Annotated in this window: 16 protein-coding genes; all 16 read left to right on the forward strand. The window is 57.2% G+C overall.

Annotation, left to right across the window (positions count from 1 at the left end; genetic code table 11):
* Positions 1-48 precede the first annotated feature (48 nt).
* The 16 genes from CAter10_RS03965 to CAter10_RS04040 all read left to right on the forward strand — a co-directional run bounded on the left by CAter10_RS03965 (position 49) and on the right by CAter10_RS04040 (position 17,801).
* Positions 49-1,428, forward strand: coding sequence for a collagen-like triple helix repeat-containing protein (locus CAter10_RS03965; protein ID WP_082797784.1), 1,380 nt, complete (start codon positions 49-51; stop codon positions 1,426-1,428).
* A 314-nt stretch (positions 1,429-1,742) separates the two neighbouring features.
* Positions 1,743-3,386 carry a ShlB/FhaC/HecB family hemolysin secretion/activation protein gene (locus CAter10_RS03970; RefSeq protein ID WP_236905534.1) on the forward strand — a complete coding sequence of 548 codons (1,644 nt, stop codon included), beginning with the start codon at positions 1,743-1,745 and terminating at the stop codon, positions 3,384-3,386.
* Positions 3,387-3,908: 522 nt separating this feature from the next.
* A complete protein-coding gene (locus CAter10_RS03975) occupies positions 3,909-4,112 on the forward strand; it encodes a Flp family type IVb pilin (RefSeq protein ID WP_061535154.1) in 204 nt (67 codons plus the stop codon).
* Complete coding sequence (locus CAter10_RS03980) at positions 4,090-4,728, forward strand: A24 family peptidase (protein WP_205630286.1); 639 nt, start codon at positions 4,090-4,092, stop codon at positions 4,726-4,728. The genes CAter10_RS03975 and CAter10_RS03980 overlap by 23 nt, the downstream gene beginning before the upstream one ends.
* 80 nt (positions 4,729-4,808) lie before the next feature.
* Positions 4,809-5,327 (forward strand): TadE/TadG family type IV pilus assembly protein, encoded by a 519-nt coding sequence (locus CAter10_RS03985; RefSeq protein WP_061532377.1) that lies wholly within the window; start codon positions 4,809-4,811, stop codon positions 5,325-5,327.
* Positions 5,328-5,501: 174 nt separating this feature from the next.
* Positions 5,502-6,503 (forward strand): Flp pilus assembly protein CpaB, encoded by a 1,002-nt coding sequence (cpaB, locus tag CAter10_RS03990; RefSeq protein ID WP_061532378.1) that lies wholly within the window; start codon positions 5,502-5,504, stop codon positions 6,501-6,503.
* Positions 6,504-6,584: 81 nt separating this feature from the next.
* Positions 6,585-7,892 (forward strand): type II and III secretion system protein family protein, encoded by a 1,308-nt coding sequence (locus CAter10_RS03995; protein WP_061532379.1) that lies wholly within the window; start codon positions 6,585-6,587, stop codon positions 7,890-7,892.
* Positions 7,893-7,916: 24 nt separating this feature from the next.
* Positions 7,917-9,221, forward strand: coding sequence for a CpaE/TadZ family protein (locus CAter10_RS04000; protein ID WP_128082973.1), 1,305 nt, complete (start codon positions 7,917-7,919; stop codon positions 9,219-9,221).
* Between the two features lie 66 nt (positions 9,222-9,287).
* Positions 9,288-10,643 (forward strand): TadA family conjugal transfer-associated ATPase, encoded by a 1,356-nt coding sequence (locus CAter10_RS04005; RefSeq protein ID WP_061532381.1) that lies wholly within the window; start codon positions 9,288-9,290, stop codon positions 10,641-10,643.
* A 2-nt stretch (positions 10,644-10,645) separates the two neighbouring features.
* Entirely contained in the window at positions 10,646-11,575 is a 930-nt protein-coding gene (locus CAter10_RS04010; protein WP_061532382.1) for a type II secretion system F family protein, read from the forward strand.
* A 31-nt stretch (positions 11,576-11,606) separates the two neighbouring features.
* Positions 11,607-12,560, forward strand: a complete 954-nt coding sequence (locus CAter10_RS04015) for a type II secretion system F family protein (protein ID WP_061532383.1) — start codon at positions 11,607-11,609, stop codon at positions 12,558-12,560.
* 23 nt (positions 12,561-12,583) lie between these two features.
* Positions 12,584-13,417: a tetratricopeptide repeat protein gene (locus CAter10_RS04020; protein ID WP_231879157.1), complete on the forward strand. Its 834-nt coding sequence runs from the start codon at positions 12,584-12,586 to the stop codon at positions 13,415-13,417.
* Between the two features lie 54 nt (positions 13,418-13,471).
* Positions 13,472-13,900, forward strand: a complete 429-nt coding sequence (locus CAter10_RS04025; protein ID WP_231879158.1) for a DUF3613 domain-containing protein — start codon at positions 13,472-13,474, stop codon at positions 13,898-13,900.
* A 48-nt stretch (positions 13,901-13,948) separates the two neighbouring features.
* Entirely contained in the window at positions 13,949-16,057 is a 2,109-nt protein-coding gene (locus tag CAter10_RS04030; protein ID WP_061532385.1) for a pilus assembly protein TadG-related protein, read from the forward strand.
* Positions 16,058-16,085: 28 nt separating this feature from the next.
* Positions 16,086-16,421 (forward strand): DUF4282 domain-containing protein, encoded by a 336-nt coding sequence (locus tag CAter10_RS04035; RefSeq protein WP_164840410.1) that lies wholly within the window; start codon positions 16,086-16,088, stop codon positions 16,419-16,421.
* Between the two features lie 12 nt (positions 16,422-16,433).
* Positions 16,434-17,801 carry a sigma 54-interacting transcriptional regulator gene (locus tag CAter10_RS04040; protein WP_061532387.1) on the forward strand — a complete coding sequence of 456 codons (1,368 nt, stop codon included), beginning with the start codon at positions 16,434-16,436 and terminating at the stop codon, positions 17,799-17,801.
* The last annotated feature ends 149 nt before the right edge of the window (positions 17,802-17,950 follow it).

Below are 17,950 nucleotides of genomic sequence, written 5' to 3' on the forward strand. Positions count from 1 at the left end.
AAGCGGAATCATTGCAGTATCCATGTTACTGACCACATTGCTGACAGGATGCGGCAGCAGCGACGGGCTGCTCAGCCATGTCGGCACCGGCGGTTCATCAACCGGCACGACCCCTGGCACCACGCAACGCCGCCCACCACTCCAGTTACGCCGACTCCGCCAACTGCTTCATCGAGCAACCTGATTTCCAATGTCGGCACCACCGTTTCCAGCGTCGGCACCGCAGTGAGCGGCGTCGGCAGTACGGTCATCAGCCAGCTGCCGCTATTGAATCCTGAAACCAAAGCCGGCCTGACGGGAGTCGTGAATAATGCGAGCGGCATCGTCACGACGCTGGGTGGTGGTTTAACCAACGGCCTGGGTCAAATTGGTACTGCGCAGAATCCGGTTGGTATCACGGTTGGCAGCGCCGGCGGCGTAGTGGCGCAAGTTGGCGCGACCGTACAAAGTGCCGGCCAGACGGTAACCGGCCTGGGTGCCAGCGGCCCGCTCAGCGCCCTGGCTCCTGTGACAACACCTGTCGGCGGTGTGGTCAGCACGCTAGGCGGCGCAATCTCCGGCACAGTCGCACCGATCGTGACATCCGCACTAACCACGGGCCCGGTGCAGCAACTCACGCAAACCGCGAGTACCGCGATCGTGCCGTTGACCAATACCGCCGGTACCCTGCTGCAAACCGTTGGCAATGCTACCGCGCTTAATCAGCCGGCCAATCTTCTGTTGGGCGTGGTCGGCGGCACGGTTGCCAATGTCGGCAATGGCCTGACTAACTCCGGCGTGCCCGTCATCAGCAATGTCGGTCCGGTAGTGACCAATGGCGGCAACCTGGTCGGCGGTCTGGCAGTCAACGGCGTGACCGGCACAGGGCAGCCGCTTCTCGGCAATCAGACCGGCGGCGTGTTGCAGCCTCTCGACAATGCCCTGGTTGGGGCACTTGCCGGCCCATTGGCGCCTGTGGTTGGCGTTGTCAACGGCTTGACGGGTAGTTTGAGCGGTGCAGCCGGTAGCGGTGCGCTGGCTCCGGTGACTGGCTTGCTGGGCGGTTTGACCGGCGCTGTCGGCGGCACTGGCGGTAGCAGCCCACTGGCTCCTATAACCGGCTTGCTGAGTAGCGTCACAGGTGCGGTCGGCGGTGCATCCGGAGGCAGCAGCAATCCGCTGGCCCCTGTGACGGGCCTGCTGAGCGGCCTGACAGGAAGTGTGGGCGGTACGGCCGGCAGTGGCCCATTGGCTCCGGTAACCGGTTTGCTGGGTAGCGTAACAGGTACGGTTGGCGGTGCATCCGGTGGCAGCAGCAATCCACTTGCACCGGTGACCAACCTGGTAGCCGGCTTGACCAGCACTGTGACTTCCGGCACTGGTTCCGCAGGAACCGGTCAAGTGGGCGGATTGCTTACCGGGCTGCTTGGCAGCGTTACCAAAAAATAATCGCTGGCGAGGTGTACAAAAAAGCCTTGGCACTTCTTGCCAAGGCTTTTTTCTTTGATGGCAGGAATCCGCCAGGTTGAACAGAGGCGGAATGGCAACGTAATGCACAATAATATAGTTGCATTAAGTTAATTATTGCCGTAATTTAATAGCGACTTATGGTCCCTGGCAACAGACCTGTTCCGTTGTCGATAACAAACGAGAGCCGTAGCCGCATGCAATTATTCAAATCGAATTGGTGTATCCAGAGGCCGTCCAGAATAAACCGTCGCATCGCTTTGGGCCTGGCAAGCGGCGCATATCTGATTGTTGCGATGCATCCGGCGCCGGCCAATGCCGATTCGCGCAGCCCGTTACAAGGCAATCCGGCCGATACCTTGCCTAAGGCGGAGGCGCCGGCCAGTCCGCCGGTGACGATCAATATCCAGACCCAGGCCGTCGATCCGGCTCTGCAAAAATTGCTGACCAGTCATTTGACGCCATCCAGTTTCAAGATTGCCGGCGTACAGGCCTTGCCGTTCGACGAGGTCGCCGCATTGTTTGCACCGATGGCTAACCGCGACACTACCGTGGCCGAGTTGCTGCAGGCGGCCAACAAGGTCACGGCGATGTATCAGGAACGTGGCTATCCATTGTCCTTTGCCTTCATTCCGGCGCAGACGTTTGAAAACAATGTCGTGGTTGTGTCTGTAGTGGAAGGTTACGTCAAGACGGTCAAGGTAGAAGGCAATCCCGGTGGGAGTGAAGAACGCCTGAAGCAGATTGCCGAACAGCTGCAGCAGGAGCGCCCGCTGCGCCGCGCAACATTCGAGAGGGTTGCCGGAATTCTCAGCTTGCAGCCCGGGGTCAAGATTGTCGCCAATGTGGCGCCGCCAACCACCACCGATGGCGCTACCGAAATGGTGCTGACGGTGAAGCGCAAGCCGATTACGGTAGGTGTCGGCGCCGATTATCGGCAGCCGGGAATACGCGGTTTGCTGACCGCCAGCAGCAATGGCCTGACGCCGCTGGGTGAACAGCTCACCGTCAGCACGTTGCAGCCAAGCGGCCCGCAGGATGAAAAATATTATGCGGTCAATTACGTCCAGCCGGTCGGCAATGACGGCATGCTGGCCAGATTGAACTGGTCGGATTATCGTGCCGAGCCACAGAACGATGCGCTGGAAAACGTGCAATACCAGGCGCGCTACCAGACCAAGACAGTGCGTGCCGGTGGCTCCCTCAGCTACCCGGTGATCCTCGACAATACGCACAGCCTGACCGTGACCGGCGGCGCCTATGCCGCTGAAAACACGCAGGAATACACACGTTCGGTGCCAACCACGCCGATGTCGATCAAGCTCAGTTCGCAAGTGCGCGTATTGAGCGCTGAAGCGGCCTGGACCGACGTCACTCAAGGCACGGATAAATTGCAGCAGACGCGCCAGTTGAGTGTCGGCGTATATAAAGCCATCGACGCGCTTGGCGCCAAGCGTGAGAACAGCAATGTCGATCTGGGTTTCACTCGGGTCACGTTGCAGATGGCGCAGTCGAACCAGCTGCCGGGCGGTTTTGGCGTTGCGGTTGCGGCCAGTACACAGTACAGCAGCAATATCCTGCCGACCTCGGAGCAGATTGGTTTTGGCGGCAAACTGTTCGGCCTTGCCTATCCGGCGGGCGAGCTGGCTGGCGACAAAGGCTGGGGCGTTTCGGCTGAAATCAATCGCCTGTTCCCAATGAGTTATACCTACCTCAAGAGCGTCCAGCCATACTTCCTGGTTGATCACTCGCGCGTGTATTCGAACGCCGGCCCGTTGACCCACGATACCTTGGGATCGATTGCTTTTGGCGTGCGGTTTTCGGATGGACGCTACTACACCCTGGACCTGTCGCTGGCAAAACCGGTGGCGGATGTTCCTGCCAACTCAACATCGCGCTCACCGCGTGTAAATGCGATGTATTCGTATCAGATGGATTGATTAACGCTGTCGCGCCATTGTATTTTTTTATCGATGGCGTGACAGCCGATTGTCCATTGCCTGGCGAATTCAGAATATTTGGTTGATGCTGCATTTCCGACGAAGAAATTCGGCGTCATATCAGTGTTGGGGTTTGTTAAAACACGTGTAGGGAAGTGTAAAAATGGCTCCCGATATTTGCGATGCGCGAAGTACAAAAAAAACATTCAAACGGCTGCTGCAAGGCGCTGGCAGCCTGTCTAGGTACATGTTGATGCAGACAAATATTTTCACAATGCAAAACGTGATTGCATATCTAAAGTAGGTTTTCCCTATGAAGAAACGACTAGAGCGGATACTCTAACAACGTGTTGCTTTTATGGAAAATTTATCTTGAGGTAATTTTTAATCGGGGCTATGCTGATACCGCGTAGTCCAAATTAACTGATCGTTATTTGCGAAAAAAAGCGCGCGATTTGCCAGTTGATTGTTACGTAATGTTGGATTTTTGTGCACTGGTTTCTTCTTCTTCGGGAGCTCGCTATGAACGCCAAACTACTCAAATTTCTTCGGGATGAAGACGGTATTACTGCTATCGAATATGGATTGATTGCGGGGCTTGTGGCTGTGGCGTTAATTGCAGCAGTTGGGTACGTGACCGGCGCCAATGGTACGGGAGGTCTAAGTGGGATATTTAAAGCGATCGGCGATAAGTTGACCAGTCTTGGCACTACGATCGGCACGTAATCATTTACGTCCGCTTTCATTGAATGCGACGCCGCCCAGATGTCATCAACGGCTAGCTGGGCGAACAGAAAAAATGCCGGATACCAGTATTTTCTTGCTGTTGTTGTTCCTGATACTTTGCATCTCGATATTTTTGTCGGATTGTCTGTTCCGTCGAGTGCCGAATATGTGGCTAATGATTGCGCTTCTCATGCAAAGCGGATGCTTGCTGCTGTTGGGTAAAGGCTTTAACGGAATTGGCTGGGTCAGCGCCGTGTCTGGATTGACTGTGGGACTGGTTTTTTTTCTGCCGTTGTACGCACTCCGTGCAATGGCTGGTGGCGACGTCAAGTTTTTTGCCGTACTGGGTTTTTTGCTTGGCTTATCGGCGCTGCTGCCAGTCTTTTTGATTGCTTCACTGATTGCCGGTATTCACGCTGCGGCGATTTACTTATCGCGATATGGATTGGCGCCGAGTTTGCAACTGCTCGTGATGCGCATGACGCGCTGGCCGCCATACCAGTGGATGTTGGAAAAGCGTGGCAACCGAGTCGGCATTCCTTATGCAGCCTACTTGGCGTTGGCTGCCGGTTGGATCGGTGTAAGCGGTGCGGGAGCGTGGAAGTACTTTACTTGACGGTTGACTGAATCTGCGTGGTTGTGCATCGCTCGTCGGCGATGCACTGATCGTATCCACTGTCGAGATTGGGAGCAGGGATGTATAAAAAATATAAATGCATGGCTCATCCCGACGTTGCTGCGGCATCCGGCTGCAGAAAGCAACGCGGTGTTGCGGCCATAGAATTCGCGTTGATCTTCCCGGTATTTTTCATGCTGTTGTATGGAATCATTACCTATGTACTGATTTTCCTGGCGCAGCAATCTCTTGCGCTGGCAGCTGAAGAAGGGGCGCGCGCTGCGCTGCGCTATACCTCCGCTACCGATCCTAATCAGCGCGGTGTGGTCGGCTGCAATGTGGCAAAAGGTCTCGTGAGCTGGCTGGGCAAGGATTCCAAGAATAATTCAATCGCCACCTGCAGCTTCCCTACGCCAGCGCCATGCACGCTTCCGGGAGGAGCGAGTGCGTTTCCTGCGGGCGTCACATCGCAATGCATCACGATCAAGGTTTTCTACCCATATAGCAGCAATCCATTGGTGCCGCGGTTGCTTGGGCCAGTAATGAATGTGGCGTTGCCGACGACGTTAGCGAGTGCCGCCACGGTACAAATTGATTGAGCCGACTCAAGCGGTACTCGTTTTCGATTGCGACTAAATACCTGCCAGCTGTAGCTCTGTAATGGCCGATCACGAACCGGTGATCGAATGAACTGTAGCCCTGTGATGATTTGCGTTTGACATGGAAGCAACCTTGAACAATTTCCGCGTTCGGATAGACATCGAGTACATGCTATGAACAACCTGACAAAAATTGTTGCTGCGCTACTGGTCATGGCGGCCCTGTGCCTGGCGTTTGTTGCCTGGTGGCTGGGCAGCAGGCCGCCACCGACCATCTCCTCGGCACCTGCGGCAACCGCAGACACTTCCAGGCAATATGATGTCGTCGTGGCGGCGCGCATACTGGAAGCCGGAAAGGCCATCACTACCGACGATATCCGTCTGGTGAGCCTGCCGATCAATCCGGCTGGCGCCTACGATCAAACCAGCTCTGTAGTCGGCAAGGTGCCGCTGATTGAAATCGGTACCGGCACGCCAATCACCGAAAGTGGCCTGGCCAGTGGCCTTGCAATCAAGCTTGCCGACGGCGAACGGGCCATTGCGATACCTGTCGATGAAATCGTCGGGGCCGGCAATCGTATCCAGCCGGGCGATTTCGTCGATGTGTTTTTCACCCTCAAGCAAGGCCAGGATGTCGACCGTACGCAGTCGCGTCTGCTGATGTCGCGCTTGCGCGTGCTGTCTTATGGCGCCGCCGTGATCGGTTCTGCAACCGCAGGCGGCAGCGCAGGTGCGATTCCCGCAAAACAGACGCAGCAGTCTTCGGTGCCGCAAATGCAGTCGTCGCAGCAAACGCAACAAGGCCAACAGGTTCCTCGCACCGCGGTGCTGGCGACACCAGTGGCCGATGTCAATCGCCTGCTGCTGGCGACGCAGAATGGCAAGTTGACGTTGGCGCTACGTAATCCAACCGATGAAACCGTGCCGGACGTGGCATTGTTCCCGCCGCCTGCGTCAGCGCTGAGCGGGAAAAAGGACCTGACCCGCAATGAGATCGAGGCGCTCAAGATCCCCGATAACCAGGCCTTCGCCGGCATCGAACTGACCGGCTTGGCAGGCGATGCAAAGCCGCCTGTGCGCAAGCCAGGCAGTCCGACGCCGCAAACAAAGGCGCCGCATACCGGTGGAACGGTTGAAGTGATTCGCGGAACGCAACGGGAGTCGGTACCGTTCTGACGAAAATGGCTTTGCAATGATTTGTTTCTGTCGCCTATATCGCTTGATTGCTTGTATTCATAACAGGATTGACCGCAACTCATGAAAATACACGACTTATTCTTGCCGCTGATAGTGAGTGTAGCCGCCGTTCCCGCCATGTCGATGGCTGCCGGAAAAGATGTCACGATCGGCGTGCGCGAGCAGCAAAGCCTGGCTGTTGCGGGAACGCTGGAACGGATCGCGGTTGCCGATCCGGAGGTAGCCGATGTTTTGATGGTGCGTGGGGCCGATGGCAAGAGCGGTAGCGTGATCCTGGTCGGTAAAAAAGCCGGATCGACTACCGTGACCGCCTGGTCGAAAGGCCTGCCGGCTACCACCTGGCGGGTGACGGTACAGGGCGATTTGCAAGCGACGCTGGCCGGCAAGGGGGGAGCCGAGGTGCATGTGCATGGTGCGCTGGGCGTCGTCAGCGGCCAATCGCCTTCATTAATGGCTCACGCGAACAGCGTTGCCGCTGCCGTCGATGCGGTGGGCAAAGACAAGGTTGCCGACATGTCGACCATCGACAGTAGCGGCGTGGTGCAGATTGACGTCAAGATCGTCGAGTTCAGCAAATCGGTCTTGAAGGAGATTGGCTTTGATTTTGGCTTTGGCCTGAATCGGGGAAATTTCAGTTTCAACTTGGCCAGCAATCTGGCGTCCAACGGCGGTTTGTCAACCACCTCATCGGCATTTAACCTACTGACCAAATTCAGCCGCGGCAGCTACAACCTGAGCAACAACCTGCGCCTGATCGAGGGCAATGGCATGGCACGCGTGCTGGCCGAACCGTCTCTGACTGCATTGTCAGGGCAGAGCGCCAGTTTCCTGGCCGGCGGCGAATTGCCGATCCCGCAATCGGGTGGTCTGGGCACTACCACCATTACCTATAAACCATTCGGCATCGGCCTGACGGTTTCACCGACCATCTTGTCGAAGGGACGGATCGCCTTGAAGGTGGCGCCGGAAGCCAGCGATGTCGATTACAGCAAGGCGATCGTTACCGACGGTGTGTCGGTGCCGGCGATCACTACGCGGCGCGCCGACACCACGGTTGAGCTGGGTGATGGCGAAAGCTTCATCATCGGTGGCCTGGTCTCGCGCACCACCCAATCCAACGTCAATAAAATCCCGCTGCTGGGCGACTTGCCGATCATCGGCACCTTCTTCCGCAACCTGAGTTACAGCCAGGATGACAAGGAACTGGTGATTGTGGTCACGCCACATGTGGTGCAGGCGATCGCCAAGAATGTGCCGCTGCCGTTGCCCGGTGAGAGCCAGGAGCGCAGCAATACTGCATCGACTGCGTGGGGCAGCTATCTGTTGGGCAAGGCTGGCCGAGACGAATTGCCGGGATTTTCAAAATAAGCGAAACCATTTTTGGACCACATGATGAATGCTCGCAACAAGGCTCTGAATGAATTGACGGCGCTCAGCCGCTTCGTATTCTGTTCTCGCAACAGTACGCAGGCAGAATGGCTGGGCGCTGCGCTCGGCAAGTGGGGAACGCTATTGCAGGAAAAGGCCGAGGTGGCCGAACTGCTGCCGCGCATAGTTGAGCTCAATCCGTTGCTGGTGCTGCTGGATTTTTCCGGCGTCGAGCATGCACACGATAGTGCTAGCGTCATCACGGCCGATTTTCTCGGCACCACGGCGCATGCGATTGAACTGGCGCAGGCGCTGGCCAAGAAGGCCCCGGGTTTGCCGTTGGTGGCGGTCGGATCGATGACGTTTCCGGAAGGAGCGATTGCGGCTTTGCGTGCCGGTGTCAGTGATTTTATCGATGTCAGCGCTTCTGAAGAGGAGGCGCGCGATGTCGTCCAGCGAGTATTGGCCAAGGCAGCGGCGCGTGCGCCGGCGCAGGTCAAGCGTGGCCAACTGGTGACCTTGCTGGGTGTACGTCCCGGCATTGGAACCAGCACGCTGGCAGTCCACCTGGCCGACATGATCCAGCAACGCGGCGCAACCGCAGCAGGCAGCAAGCGGCTGCCAACAGATAGTCGCGTGGCCCTGCTGGATCTCGGCCTGCCTGCCGGCGATGGCAAGCTTTATCTGAGTGCGGCCGGCAATTTCGATTTTGCCGAGGCGGTGCGCAACCTGCGCCGTTTCGATGAAACGCTGGTGCACACCGCATTGCCACGCAGCCCCGGCGGCGTTACCGTCATTTCATTGCCGCATAGCCTGAGCGAAATGCGCACCGTATCGCATCATGACGCGCTGGCTCTGCTGGATCGGCTGCGTCTGTATTTCGATGTGCTGATCGCCGATCTCGGCGGCTTCTCCAACCATGAATTCATCGCCAACCTGGCCGGCGCTGCCGACCAGGTCTGGCTGGTGACAGACCAAAGTGTCGGCGCTCTGGTATCGCTGGCGGGCACCTTGCAGGAATTGAACGGCCGTCATCCGGACGACGGCAAGAGGCGCCTGGTGGTGAATCGCTACGATGACCGTTTTGGCATGGCGGCTGCGCAGATTGCTGAACGCTTCAAATTGCCATTGCTGGCGACCTTGCCGGAGCGCACGCTGAAGCTGACCTCCAGCGCCAATCGCGGCAAGTTGCTGCATGAAGTCGCCCCGCACGATCACTACGTGCGGGCGATCGATGGCCTTATCGATGGCTTGCTTGAGCACGATGAGGTGGTGCCCCATAAGACGAAGATGGGGCATTGGCTGCCGAAGATTATGTTGCGAAAGTAAGATCGACTTGCGCCGCTGCCATGGGATCGACATGCAACGGCCTCTGATGAAAGACGGGAGAGCCACGTGAGTAACCAGATTGAATTTGCCGACGACGATCAAACGTTCTCGAATACGCAGGAATTCCAGGACATCAAGACCGCGGCCTATGATCACCTCTTGACCCGGATCGAAGAACTGGGTGCGGAGTTCGGGCGTTGGTCACGCAGCGCGATCCAGCAATTCGTCAATCTGGATGTCGACGGCTTCGTGCGGCTGCAGCGGATCCCGTTGAATGAAGCTGAGGTGCGTCAGATTGCAGATGCCCTGACCAAGGAGCTGGCCGGTCTCGGGCCGCTGGAAGACCTGCTGGCTGATGTGACAGTCGAAGATATTCTGATCAACGGCTATAACGATGTATTCGTGTCGCGCCACGGCGTGCTGCAGCGCGAGACATTACGGTTTACCGACAACGCCCATTTGCTGCGCATCGTGCGCCGTATCCTGGCACCTCTGGGGCGTCGCCTCGACGAATCGAATCCGATGGTCGATGCGCGCCTGCCGGACGGCGGCCGTCTCAACGTGGTGATCGAACCGTTGTCGGTGGATGGACCGATGGTATCGATCCGGAAGTTCCGCAAGGAACCGCTGAAGCCAACTGACCTGCTCAATCTCGGCACCATGAATCAGGAGATTTATTCTTTGCTGGATAATGCGGTCAAGGCGCGCTGCAATATCCTGGTCTCAGGCGGCACCAGCTCCGGCAAGACGTCGCTGCTGAATGCGCTGGCTTTCTTTATCCCGGAAAACGAACGCGTGGTGACGGTCGAGGATACTGCCGAACTGTCACTCAACCACCCGCACGTGGTTCGGCTGGAATCGCGTCTGGGTGGTTTCGAGGGCAGTGGCGCGGTCAGTATCCGCGACTTGATCCGCAACAGCCTGCGCATGCGGCCGGACCGCATTATCGTCGGCGAAGTGCGCGGCGCCGAAGTGTTGGAAATGCTGCAAGCGATGAATACCGGTCATGATGGATCGATGGGCACGATCCACGCCAATACGCCGCGCGAATGCCTGTACCGGATCGAAATGCTGGCGGGCTTCGCCGGTTTCCAGGGTAGCGAAAGCAGCCTGCGTCGGCAAATCGCCGGCGCACTCGATTTCATCGTACAAATTGGGCGGCTGTCCAACGGTCGCCGGCGGATCGTCTCGATTACCGAGGTAACCGGCATGGGCGACAACATCATCACCTTGCAGGAACTGTACAAGCACGAAAGTTATATCGCGCCGGATGGCGAGGAAGCCGACCGCTGGGTGTCGCTCGGGATATTTCCTCATGCGCCGAAACTGCAACGCCAGCGCCAGCTCGGGCAACAGAGTACCGGAAGTCCGCATACCGGCAGCTTTGGCGCCAGCACCGGCGGCCAGACCGGGAGACGCTAGCCATGCGGATTGCATTATGGCTACTGGCGGCAGCCTTGTTATTGGGCGGCATCGCGCTATGGCTCTGGCAGCGAGCGCAGAGACGCTCGCGGCAGGACGTCAGCGCGGCGTTCGTCGACCGCCAGTTGCAGGGCATGCAGCCGATGCAGCCGCAAACTCAGGAAGCAATCGGCCAGCAACCCCAGCTGCATGTGCAGATCGAAGCGGTGCGTCATTTTTTCCTGCGCGCCGGCATCCAGCAACCGGATGGCCGTCTATATGCCAATTTGCTGGTGCCTGGAATGGTGCTGGTCCTGCTGGCGCTCGTGTTCGGCGGGTGGCTATCTGCACTAGGGACGCTGATTCTTTACGTGATGTTGGTGGCCTTCTACTTCTGGCTGAAAACATCCCGCCTGCAGCGAACCATGGTGCGGCAACTGCCTGGCTTTCTGGATACGCTGGTGCGCCTGGTCACCATCGGCAACAGTATCGGCTCTGCGTTCCAGACCGGTATTGTCGGCACCGAAGGACCATTGCGGGTGGTGCTGGATCGTGCCAATCGCCAGGTCCAGGCCGGCGTCGAACTGGAGCAGGCGCTGCGCCAGCAGGCGGCGATCTTTCATTTCAAGGAGTTGGACCTGGTCGCGGCGGTGATCGGTGTTTCATCCCGCTTCGGCGGGCGCTCGGATCTGGTGCTGGAGCGCATGGCGGCTTTCATGCGCGACCTGGAGCATGCGCAGAACGAATTGGTATCGTTGTCGGCGGAAATCCGGCTGTCGGCCTGGGTCATGGGCGTATTGCCGATTGCCATCGTCATGTTTCTGATCATTTTCAACAACAGCATGTTTGTCAATATGTGGCTTGACCCGATCGGCCGCAAGATGATGATAGGCGCGGCGCTGCTGGAAGTGATCGGCAGCTACAGCCTGTACCGGCTGGCGAAGACGGTATAGCCGGCGCGGACATAGATGAGGTGGAGTTAAGGTGAGCACAACACAACATACGCTGATCGTACTGGCGATCCTGCTGCTGGCTTCGGCTCTGTTGCTGGTTGGCGGTGCGCTGCTGGGGCGGGCATGGCGCCTCAAGCGCAACCTCGACACCGTCGAACAGAAGATTGCCGCGCACGATCATCCGACCGGCGCCGCTGCGATGCCGGCGCAGTTGCCCTGGAAAGAGCGTCTGGTGGCGCTCAGTGCTGATTGGCTGGATACGCCGTTGGGGCGGCAATTGGTGGCCGAAGAGGATCGCCATCTGCTGGACCAGTGCGGCGTCAATGACAGGCACGGCAAGGCCTGGTTCTTTTTTGCGCGGGTGGTGCTGGCAATCTGTTTGCCGTTGATCGGCCTGTTCCTGTTCGGGTCAGGAGTCGGACTCAAGTTGTTGCTGATTCTGTTTTTTGGCATGGCACTTGGCTACATGCTGCCGAAATGGGTCATGCAACGCGTTGCCAAGAAGCGTCAGAAATTGGCTGCGGAGGAACTGCCGTTGCTGATCGATTTGCTGCGCTTGCTGCAAGGCGTGGGATTGTCGGTCGACCAGAGCCTGCACGTGATTGAAAACGAGTTCAGCAACGTGCTCAAGGTACTGGGCCAGGAGCTGGCCATTGCCGGACGCCAGTACAGCACCGGACGCAGCCGGGAGCAATCGATGCGGCGGTTCTCAACCATATTCGATAACGAAGATCTGCATGCCGTATCGCGTTTGCTGGTGCAGGTCGAGCATCACGGTGGCGCCGTGCAGGAGCCGCTGAAGCAATTCAGCGAGCGCATTCGCGAGCAACGCAAACTGGACATGAAAGAAAAGATAGGGAAGCTGACTGTGAAGATGACGGGAGTCATGGTGGTGACCCTGCTTCCTGGTCTGTTGGTGATTACCGGAGGCGTTGGTTTTCTGGCTGTGATCCGGGCCTTGTCGAAAATGGGAGCAAATATATGAGTGATAGGAAATCGTTACGCTCCGTGCGAGCCCAAAGGCGCTCCGGACCGTTCCTGGCGGTCATCTTTGGAATCGCATTGCTCGCGCTCGGCGGTTGCGCCAGCAATTCGGCCCGCGTGTATGCACAACAAAATGAAGCGGCGCAATTGCGCCAGCAGGCGGAAGAGAAGGCGCCGACACCGGACAACAAAGGCATGTATCTGGGGCTGATACGGCAGATGCAGGAGCGGGGCATGTATTTTGCCTCGCTGGCACATATCGATGCCTATGAGCAGCAGAACGGCAGCACCCCGGAGGTACAGCGCTTGCGTGCCGATGCATTGCGTGAAACCAGGCAGGGCGCGGCGGCGGAGGCAGCCTATCGCAAGTTGCTGAGTACCACCGAAGCAGGTGCGGCCTGGCATGGTCTCGGTTTGCTGGCGGCGCAGAACAGCGATTATAAAGGGGCCGCGATAGCGTTGCGGGAGGCGGTCAAGCGTGAGCCGACCAATCCCGTCATGTTGAGTGACCTGGGCTTTGCATTGTTGCGAAGCGGCGATGTCGCCAGCGCCCGGGTGCCATTGGCGCAGGCTGCTGAACTGGCGCCGGACAATCGCAAGATGATCGGCAATCTGGCGCTCTTGTTGCTGGTTTCGGGTGATGGCGAGAAAGCACGCGCAGTCATGGATAAGGCAGCGTTATCCGCTGACAGCCGCGCCACGGTATACCGACTGGCGGCCGAAATCGGCCAGGCGCCGCAGCCGGTAGTGATGGCGATACCAAGCGCGGCTGCCGCCAAAGCCACCAGTTCCGTACCGGTGCTGCCGACGGCGACGCCGTTCCAGTCGATGCTGGACCGTTTTGGCAATGGCGGCTAATGGCGACAGGTTGCGATACTGCTTCTTTTCTTTTTCACGAGGTAGCAAATGAAAATGCAAATACCGTTACATCGTTATTTCCAGTTGACCGGCTGTGCGTTGTTGGCGACAGCCTTGATCCCGACTGTGTTTGCACAGGACATGACGTCGCGCAACGGCAGGTTGACGCAACCGGTTGTGAACGCTACTGCAAATGCGCCGGTGCAGGAAGCTGCGCAGGTGGCGGGAGCCGTGCCAGAAGGGCCGGCTGCGGCGGCCAGCCAGGCGGAAACGCCAACGCCAACGCCACGCGAAAGGGAAAGCACGGTACGCGTCGGTGACGTGACCCGCTTGCTGCTGCAGGCGCAGGTCGATGGCCGTGTCGCGGGACCGCGTCAGCCGATGCTGGGAGTGACAGCCACCGCCAGCTGGCAGCGTTACCTGGACAGCTTCAAGCACCCGTTGCCGGAAAATTTTGAAAAGAAAGTGACGAGCAACAATTAACAATCCGGAATTTCTCCAAGCAACCTTGAACCGAATCGAATGCCCTCCATGACCTCATCGCGCATCCAGTCGCCATGCCATCTTCCTGTCCGCCGCATACGGCGCGACAGGCTGCGGCAGCATGGTTCGGTTGCGGTGATGGCAGCCATTTTCCTCTCGGTGATCGTGATCTTGCTGTCGTCGATTGATATCGGCTACATGTTTTATATGCGGCGGGATTTGCAGAAGACGGCTGATCTGGCGGCGCTGGCTGGTGCGCAGATGTTGGCCAGTTCGCAAACCTTTACCAGCACTGCCACCACATGCGGATCAGGTGACCCGCCGGTGCTAGCGGCCAGGGCCAATGCCCAGACCAATGGCTTTGCCACGGGTACACCCAGCACTGCTGCCAATACACTGACCGTAACGTGCGGCCGCTGGGACCCGGTCGCCAACGCGGCGATGGCGCCAAACTATTTTTCCACTCCGACTGCACCCAACACCAGGTTGAACGCGGTCAAGGTGATCTTGTCCCAGTCCGTTCCGACTTTTTTCGGCTGGGGGACACATACCATCAATGGCCAGGCGATAGCATCGATCAGCGATCCTTATGCTGCGTTTTCGGTTGGATCCAAATTATTGGCGCTCAACGGAGGCGTGGTACCGGGCTTGCTATCAGCGATCGGGCTCAACCTGAACGGCACATCGCTGGTGTCCTATAACGGCTTGGCGAATGTTTCGGTAACGCCAAATGGACTGCTGCAGGCATTGGGTTTTCAAATTCCGCTGCATGCCGATGTCGGCACGGTAACGCAAATACTGCAGGCAAGTACCGCCGGTTGCAGTAACGGCATGTGTACGTTGCAGGCGTTGCTGGGAGCAATCACCACAGTCGGTGGCCAGCAGGATCTGATCAGCGCGCTGGGCGGGCTGACGGTGGGCCAACTCAATCTAATGATTCCGTTATTGTCCGACGCTAGCGGGCAGGGTGGGCTGTTTGTCTTGGCCAACATAGCCGATGCGCAATCTGCGTTGAACGCGAACGTGAACGCTCTGAATGTATTGAATACTGCTATCGGCATCGCGAACAGTCACCGCTTCGGTAGTGTGAATCTTGGCGCGTCTTTGCCTGGCGTTGCCACGGTGACGACCCAGGTTGGAATTGTGGAACCGCCGTCGATCGGGATTGGGGGTATTGGCACCACCGCTTTTACCGCGCAAGTTAGGTTGTACACACGCATTCAAAGCAACCTGTTGAATCTGGGATTATTGAATATTGATTTGCCGTTGATTATCGATGTCGTCAATGGACTAGGTACCCTGACCGACATGTGCACAGCAAAAGATGCCAGCGGCAACGATCTTGCCACGATCCAGGTTCAGGCTCCGGTGCTGAGTCTCTGTGCTGGCAGCGTCAATAATGTGGTGGATGGCAGCACGGTTTTTTCTACCAAAGGTGCTTGCAAGCAGAATTTGACAAATTGGCCGATGGTTAATGTGCTTGGCGGCGTACTCACAGTCAATAAGGCCATTGCGATAGATGCGTTGGCGAATAACAGCAGCGTGACCTTGAGTAAGGGACAAACCGTTACAACCGGCAATAACAGTCTGCAGATTGGGACAACATTATCAAATTTGTTCAGCGCTTTAACAGGTGCCCTGGCAGGTAGTCTGTTCGGAGGTGGCGGCGTGAATAACAATAATTTGGCTGCTGGCTTGTTGAATGGACAGGGGTTGGGTGCGGCGCAGACGATGGTCACCAATGCACTTAGTAGCTTGAACAGTTTTGTGAGCGGGTTGAGTACCAGTGTCACTGGAATTTTGGGAAGCCTTTTGACAGTCAACGTGCTGGGTATCCTGACGAATGTGGGGGGGCTAGTAAACAATTTGCTCAATACAATTGGGCAGGTAGTTAGTGGTTTGCTCTGTTTGGGAAATAGTCAATGCATCCTGTCGAATCAATTGGCCGGTAGCCAGACTAGCGGCGGTGCTACGATTTCGAATGCGCTGATCACGACAGTGGGCCTTCTCATCAATCTGTTGCAGCCGATCTTGAATGTACTGGGCGGTGCCCTATCGACGATATTGAATGGCCTGCTCGGTATCCAGTTGGGACTAGTCGACGTCAACCTGATGGATTTGAATTGCGGTGGCACCAGCGTCAAACTGGTTTATTAATCAAATGGACATGCACAATAATTTCAACATGACGAACAATCAAACCAGACTCGGTAAGCTGTTTTATTTTTTTGGATTTGAAAAATTGATCGCACCAGTGCTGATCAAGCTGATCTACTGGATCGGCATGGTGGTGATCCTGGTAGCCGGTGTCGCCAGTTTTTTTAACACTGGCGGCGGAGTGGGGCGCATGTTGTTGACGCTGGTCGCATTGTTGTTGTCCTTGTTGATCTGGCGCCTGGTAAGCGAGCTGTGGATCCTGGCATTCAATATTTACCAACGGTTGGTTGAAATTCGTGATTTGCTGTCGCGCCAGGGCCAGGCCGCGGCTGTGATCCAGCCGGTTTTGCGCGACGGCGACTGAGAAGAGATAACCATGCAGAACAAGCCTTTGCAAGAAAGTCTCGACATATACGTATGGGAAGGCAAATCGGATATCGCAGACCGGATTTCTCAGTGTCTGGCGAGTTTCGATATCGAGGTGATCCGTGCCGACGAAATGCCGGTGACGCGCGATCAGGTATCGGCGCGGCCGTCGATTGCAGTGATTTCCGTCACCGTGATTGAACAGGCCCAGTTCTCTGCCGACGCCTGGCAAAAATCGCATGGCATGCCGGTGATCTGGGTGGCGGAAGTGGGGCGTGCAGCCAATCCACGTGTGTATCCGGTCGAGTATTCACACATCCTGATGCTCGATTTCACCTGCGCCGAATTGCGCAAACTGGTATTCCGGCTGGCTTCCGAGCTGCATGCCAGCGCCAGCGCTGATCGCATGCCGCAGCCATTGATTGCGCAATCCGAATGCATGCAGATGCTGGTCTCCGAGGCGGAAGCCTTCGCCGATTGTGAGTCCAGCGTGCTGATCGTCGGTGAGACCGGTGTCGGCAAGGAGCGCATCGCGCAACTGCTGCACCAGCGCCATGGTCGTTATCGGCATGGACCGTTTGTCGCCGTCAACTGCGGCGCGATTCCGGACGGCTTGTTCGAGTCGCTGTTCTTCGGTCATGCCAAGGGCGCGTTTACCGGCGCCTTGCTGGCACATAAAGGCTATTTCGAACAGGCCGATGGCGGTACTCTTTTCCTCGACGAGATCGGCGATCTGCCGCTGTACCAGCAGGTCAAGCTGCTGCGCGTGCTGGAGCAAAGCAGCGTGACCCGTCTCGGCTCGCAAACTGAGGTCAAGCTGGATTTCAGGCTGGTGGCAGCGACCAACCGCAACCTGCGCGAGCAGGTGCAGCAGGACATGTTCCGCGCTGACCTGTATTACCGCCTGGCGGTGATCGAGTTACGGGTGCCGAACCTTGAAGAGCGCGGCAGCGTCGACAAGATCGCGATTTTCAATACCTTGCTGACCCAGACCTACAGCGACCTTCCGACGCCTCCGGAGTGGTTATTGGAACAAGTTGCAACGGCAAAGTTCGCGGGGAATGTGCGCGAGTTGCGCAATGTAGCGGAGCGGGTCGGCATCATCTACCGGCAGTTAGGAAGTTGGGATCGCGCACGCATCAACCGCGTATTTGAAACGTTGGGAACGATGGAGAGGGCGGCGGAAGGCAATGACTTGAATGCGGTCCGTAAAAAATGGGATATGACCGAACGCAATCGCATCCTGTCAGTGCTGGATGCCAATGGTTGGCGGCGTCAGGATACTGCCCATGCGTTAGGAATCAGCCGCAAGGTGCTGTGGGAAAAAATGCGTAAATTCCAGATCGCCGATACCGAGGCGGTTGGCGAGCCGGAATAGAATTGTGCACGGGGTTGGCCCAGCGGCATCGATAGCGTTGAAAAATATTGAGAAAATATCATTTTTATAAAAACAGTGCTCAACAACAACAAGTTTACCGCTAGAATTGACTACAATAACGCGGCTTGTATCGACAAAAATCATTGTTA

This window comes from Collimonas arenae (assembly GCF_001584165.1).
Taxonomy (GTDB): domain Bacteria; phylum Pseudomonadota; class Gammaproteobacteria; order Burkholderiales; family Burkholderiaceae_D; genus Collimonas; species Collimonas arenae.

Coding starts and splice junctions, on each gene's coding strand:
- CAter10_RS03965 (WP_082797784.1), top strand. CDS start 49: ATGCGGCAGCAGCGACGGGCTGCTCAGCCATGTCGGCACCGGCGGTTC.
- CAter10_RS03970 (WP_236905534.1), top strand. CDS start 1,743: ATGCATCCGGCGCCGGCCAATGCCGATTCGCGCAGCCCGTTACAAGGC.
- CAter10_RS03975 (WP_061535154.1), top strand. CDS start 3,909: ATGAACGCCAAACTACTCAAATTTCTTCGGGATGAAGACGGTATTACT.
- CAter10_RS03985 (WP_061532377.1), top strand. CDS start 4,809: ATGTATAAAAAATATAAATGCATGGCTCATCCCGACGTTGCTGCGGCA.
- cpaB (WP_061532378.1), top strand. CDS start 5,502: ATGAACAACCTGACAAAAATTGTTGCTGCGCTACTGGTCATGGCGGCC.
- CAter10_RS03995 (WP_061532379.1), top strand. CDS start 6,585: ATGAAAATACACGACTTATTCTTGCCGCTGATAGTGAGTGTAGCCGCC.
- CAter10_RS04000 (WP_128082973.1), top strand. CDS start 7,917: ATGAATGCTCGCAACAAGGCTCTGAATGAATTGACGGCGCTCAGCCGC.
- CAter10_RS04010 (WP_061532382.1), top strand. CDS start 10,646: ATGCGGATTGCATTATGGCTACTGGCGGCAGCCTTGTTATTGGGCGGC.
- CAter10_RS04025 (WP_231879158.1), top strand. CDS start 13,472: ATGCAAATACCGTTACATCGTTATTTCCAGTTGACCGGCTGTGCGTTG.
- CAter10_RS04030 (WP_061532385.1), top strand. CDS start 13,949: ATGACCTCATCGCGCATCCAGTCGCCATGCCATCTTCCTGTCCGCCGC.
- CAter10_RS04035 (WP_164840410.1), top strand. CDS start 16,086: ATGACGAACAATCAAACCAGACTCGGTAAGCTGTTTTATTTTTTTGGA.
- CAter10_RS04040 (WP_061532387.1), top strand. CDS start 16,434: ATGCAGAACAAGCCTTTGCAAGAAAGTCTCGACATATACGTATGGGAA.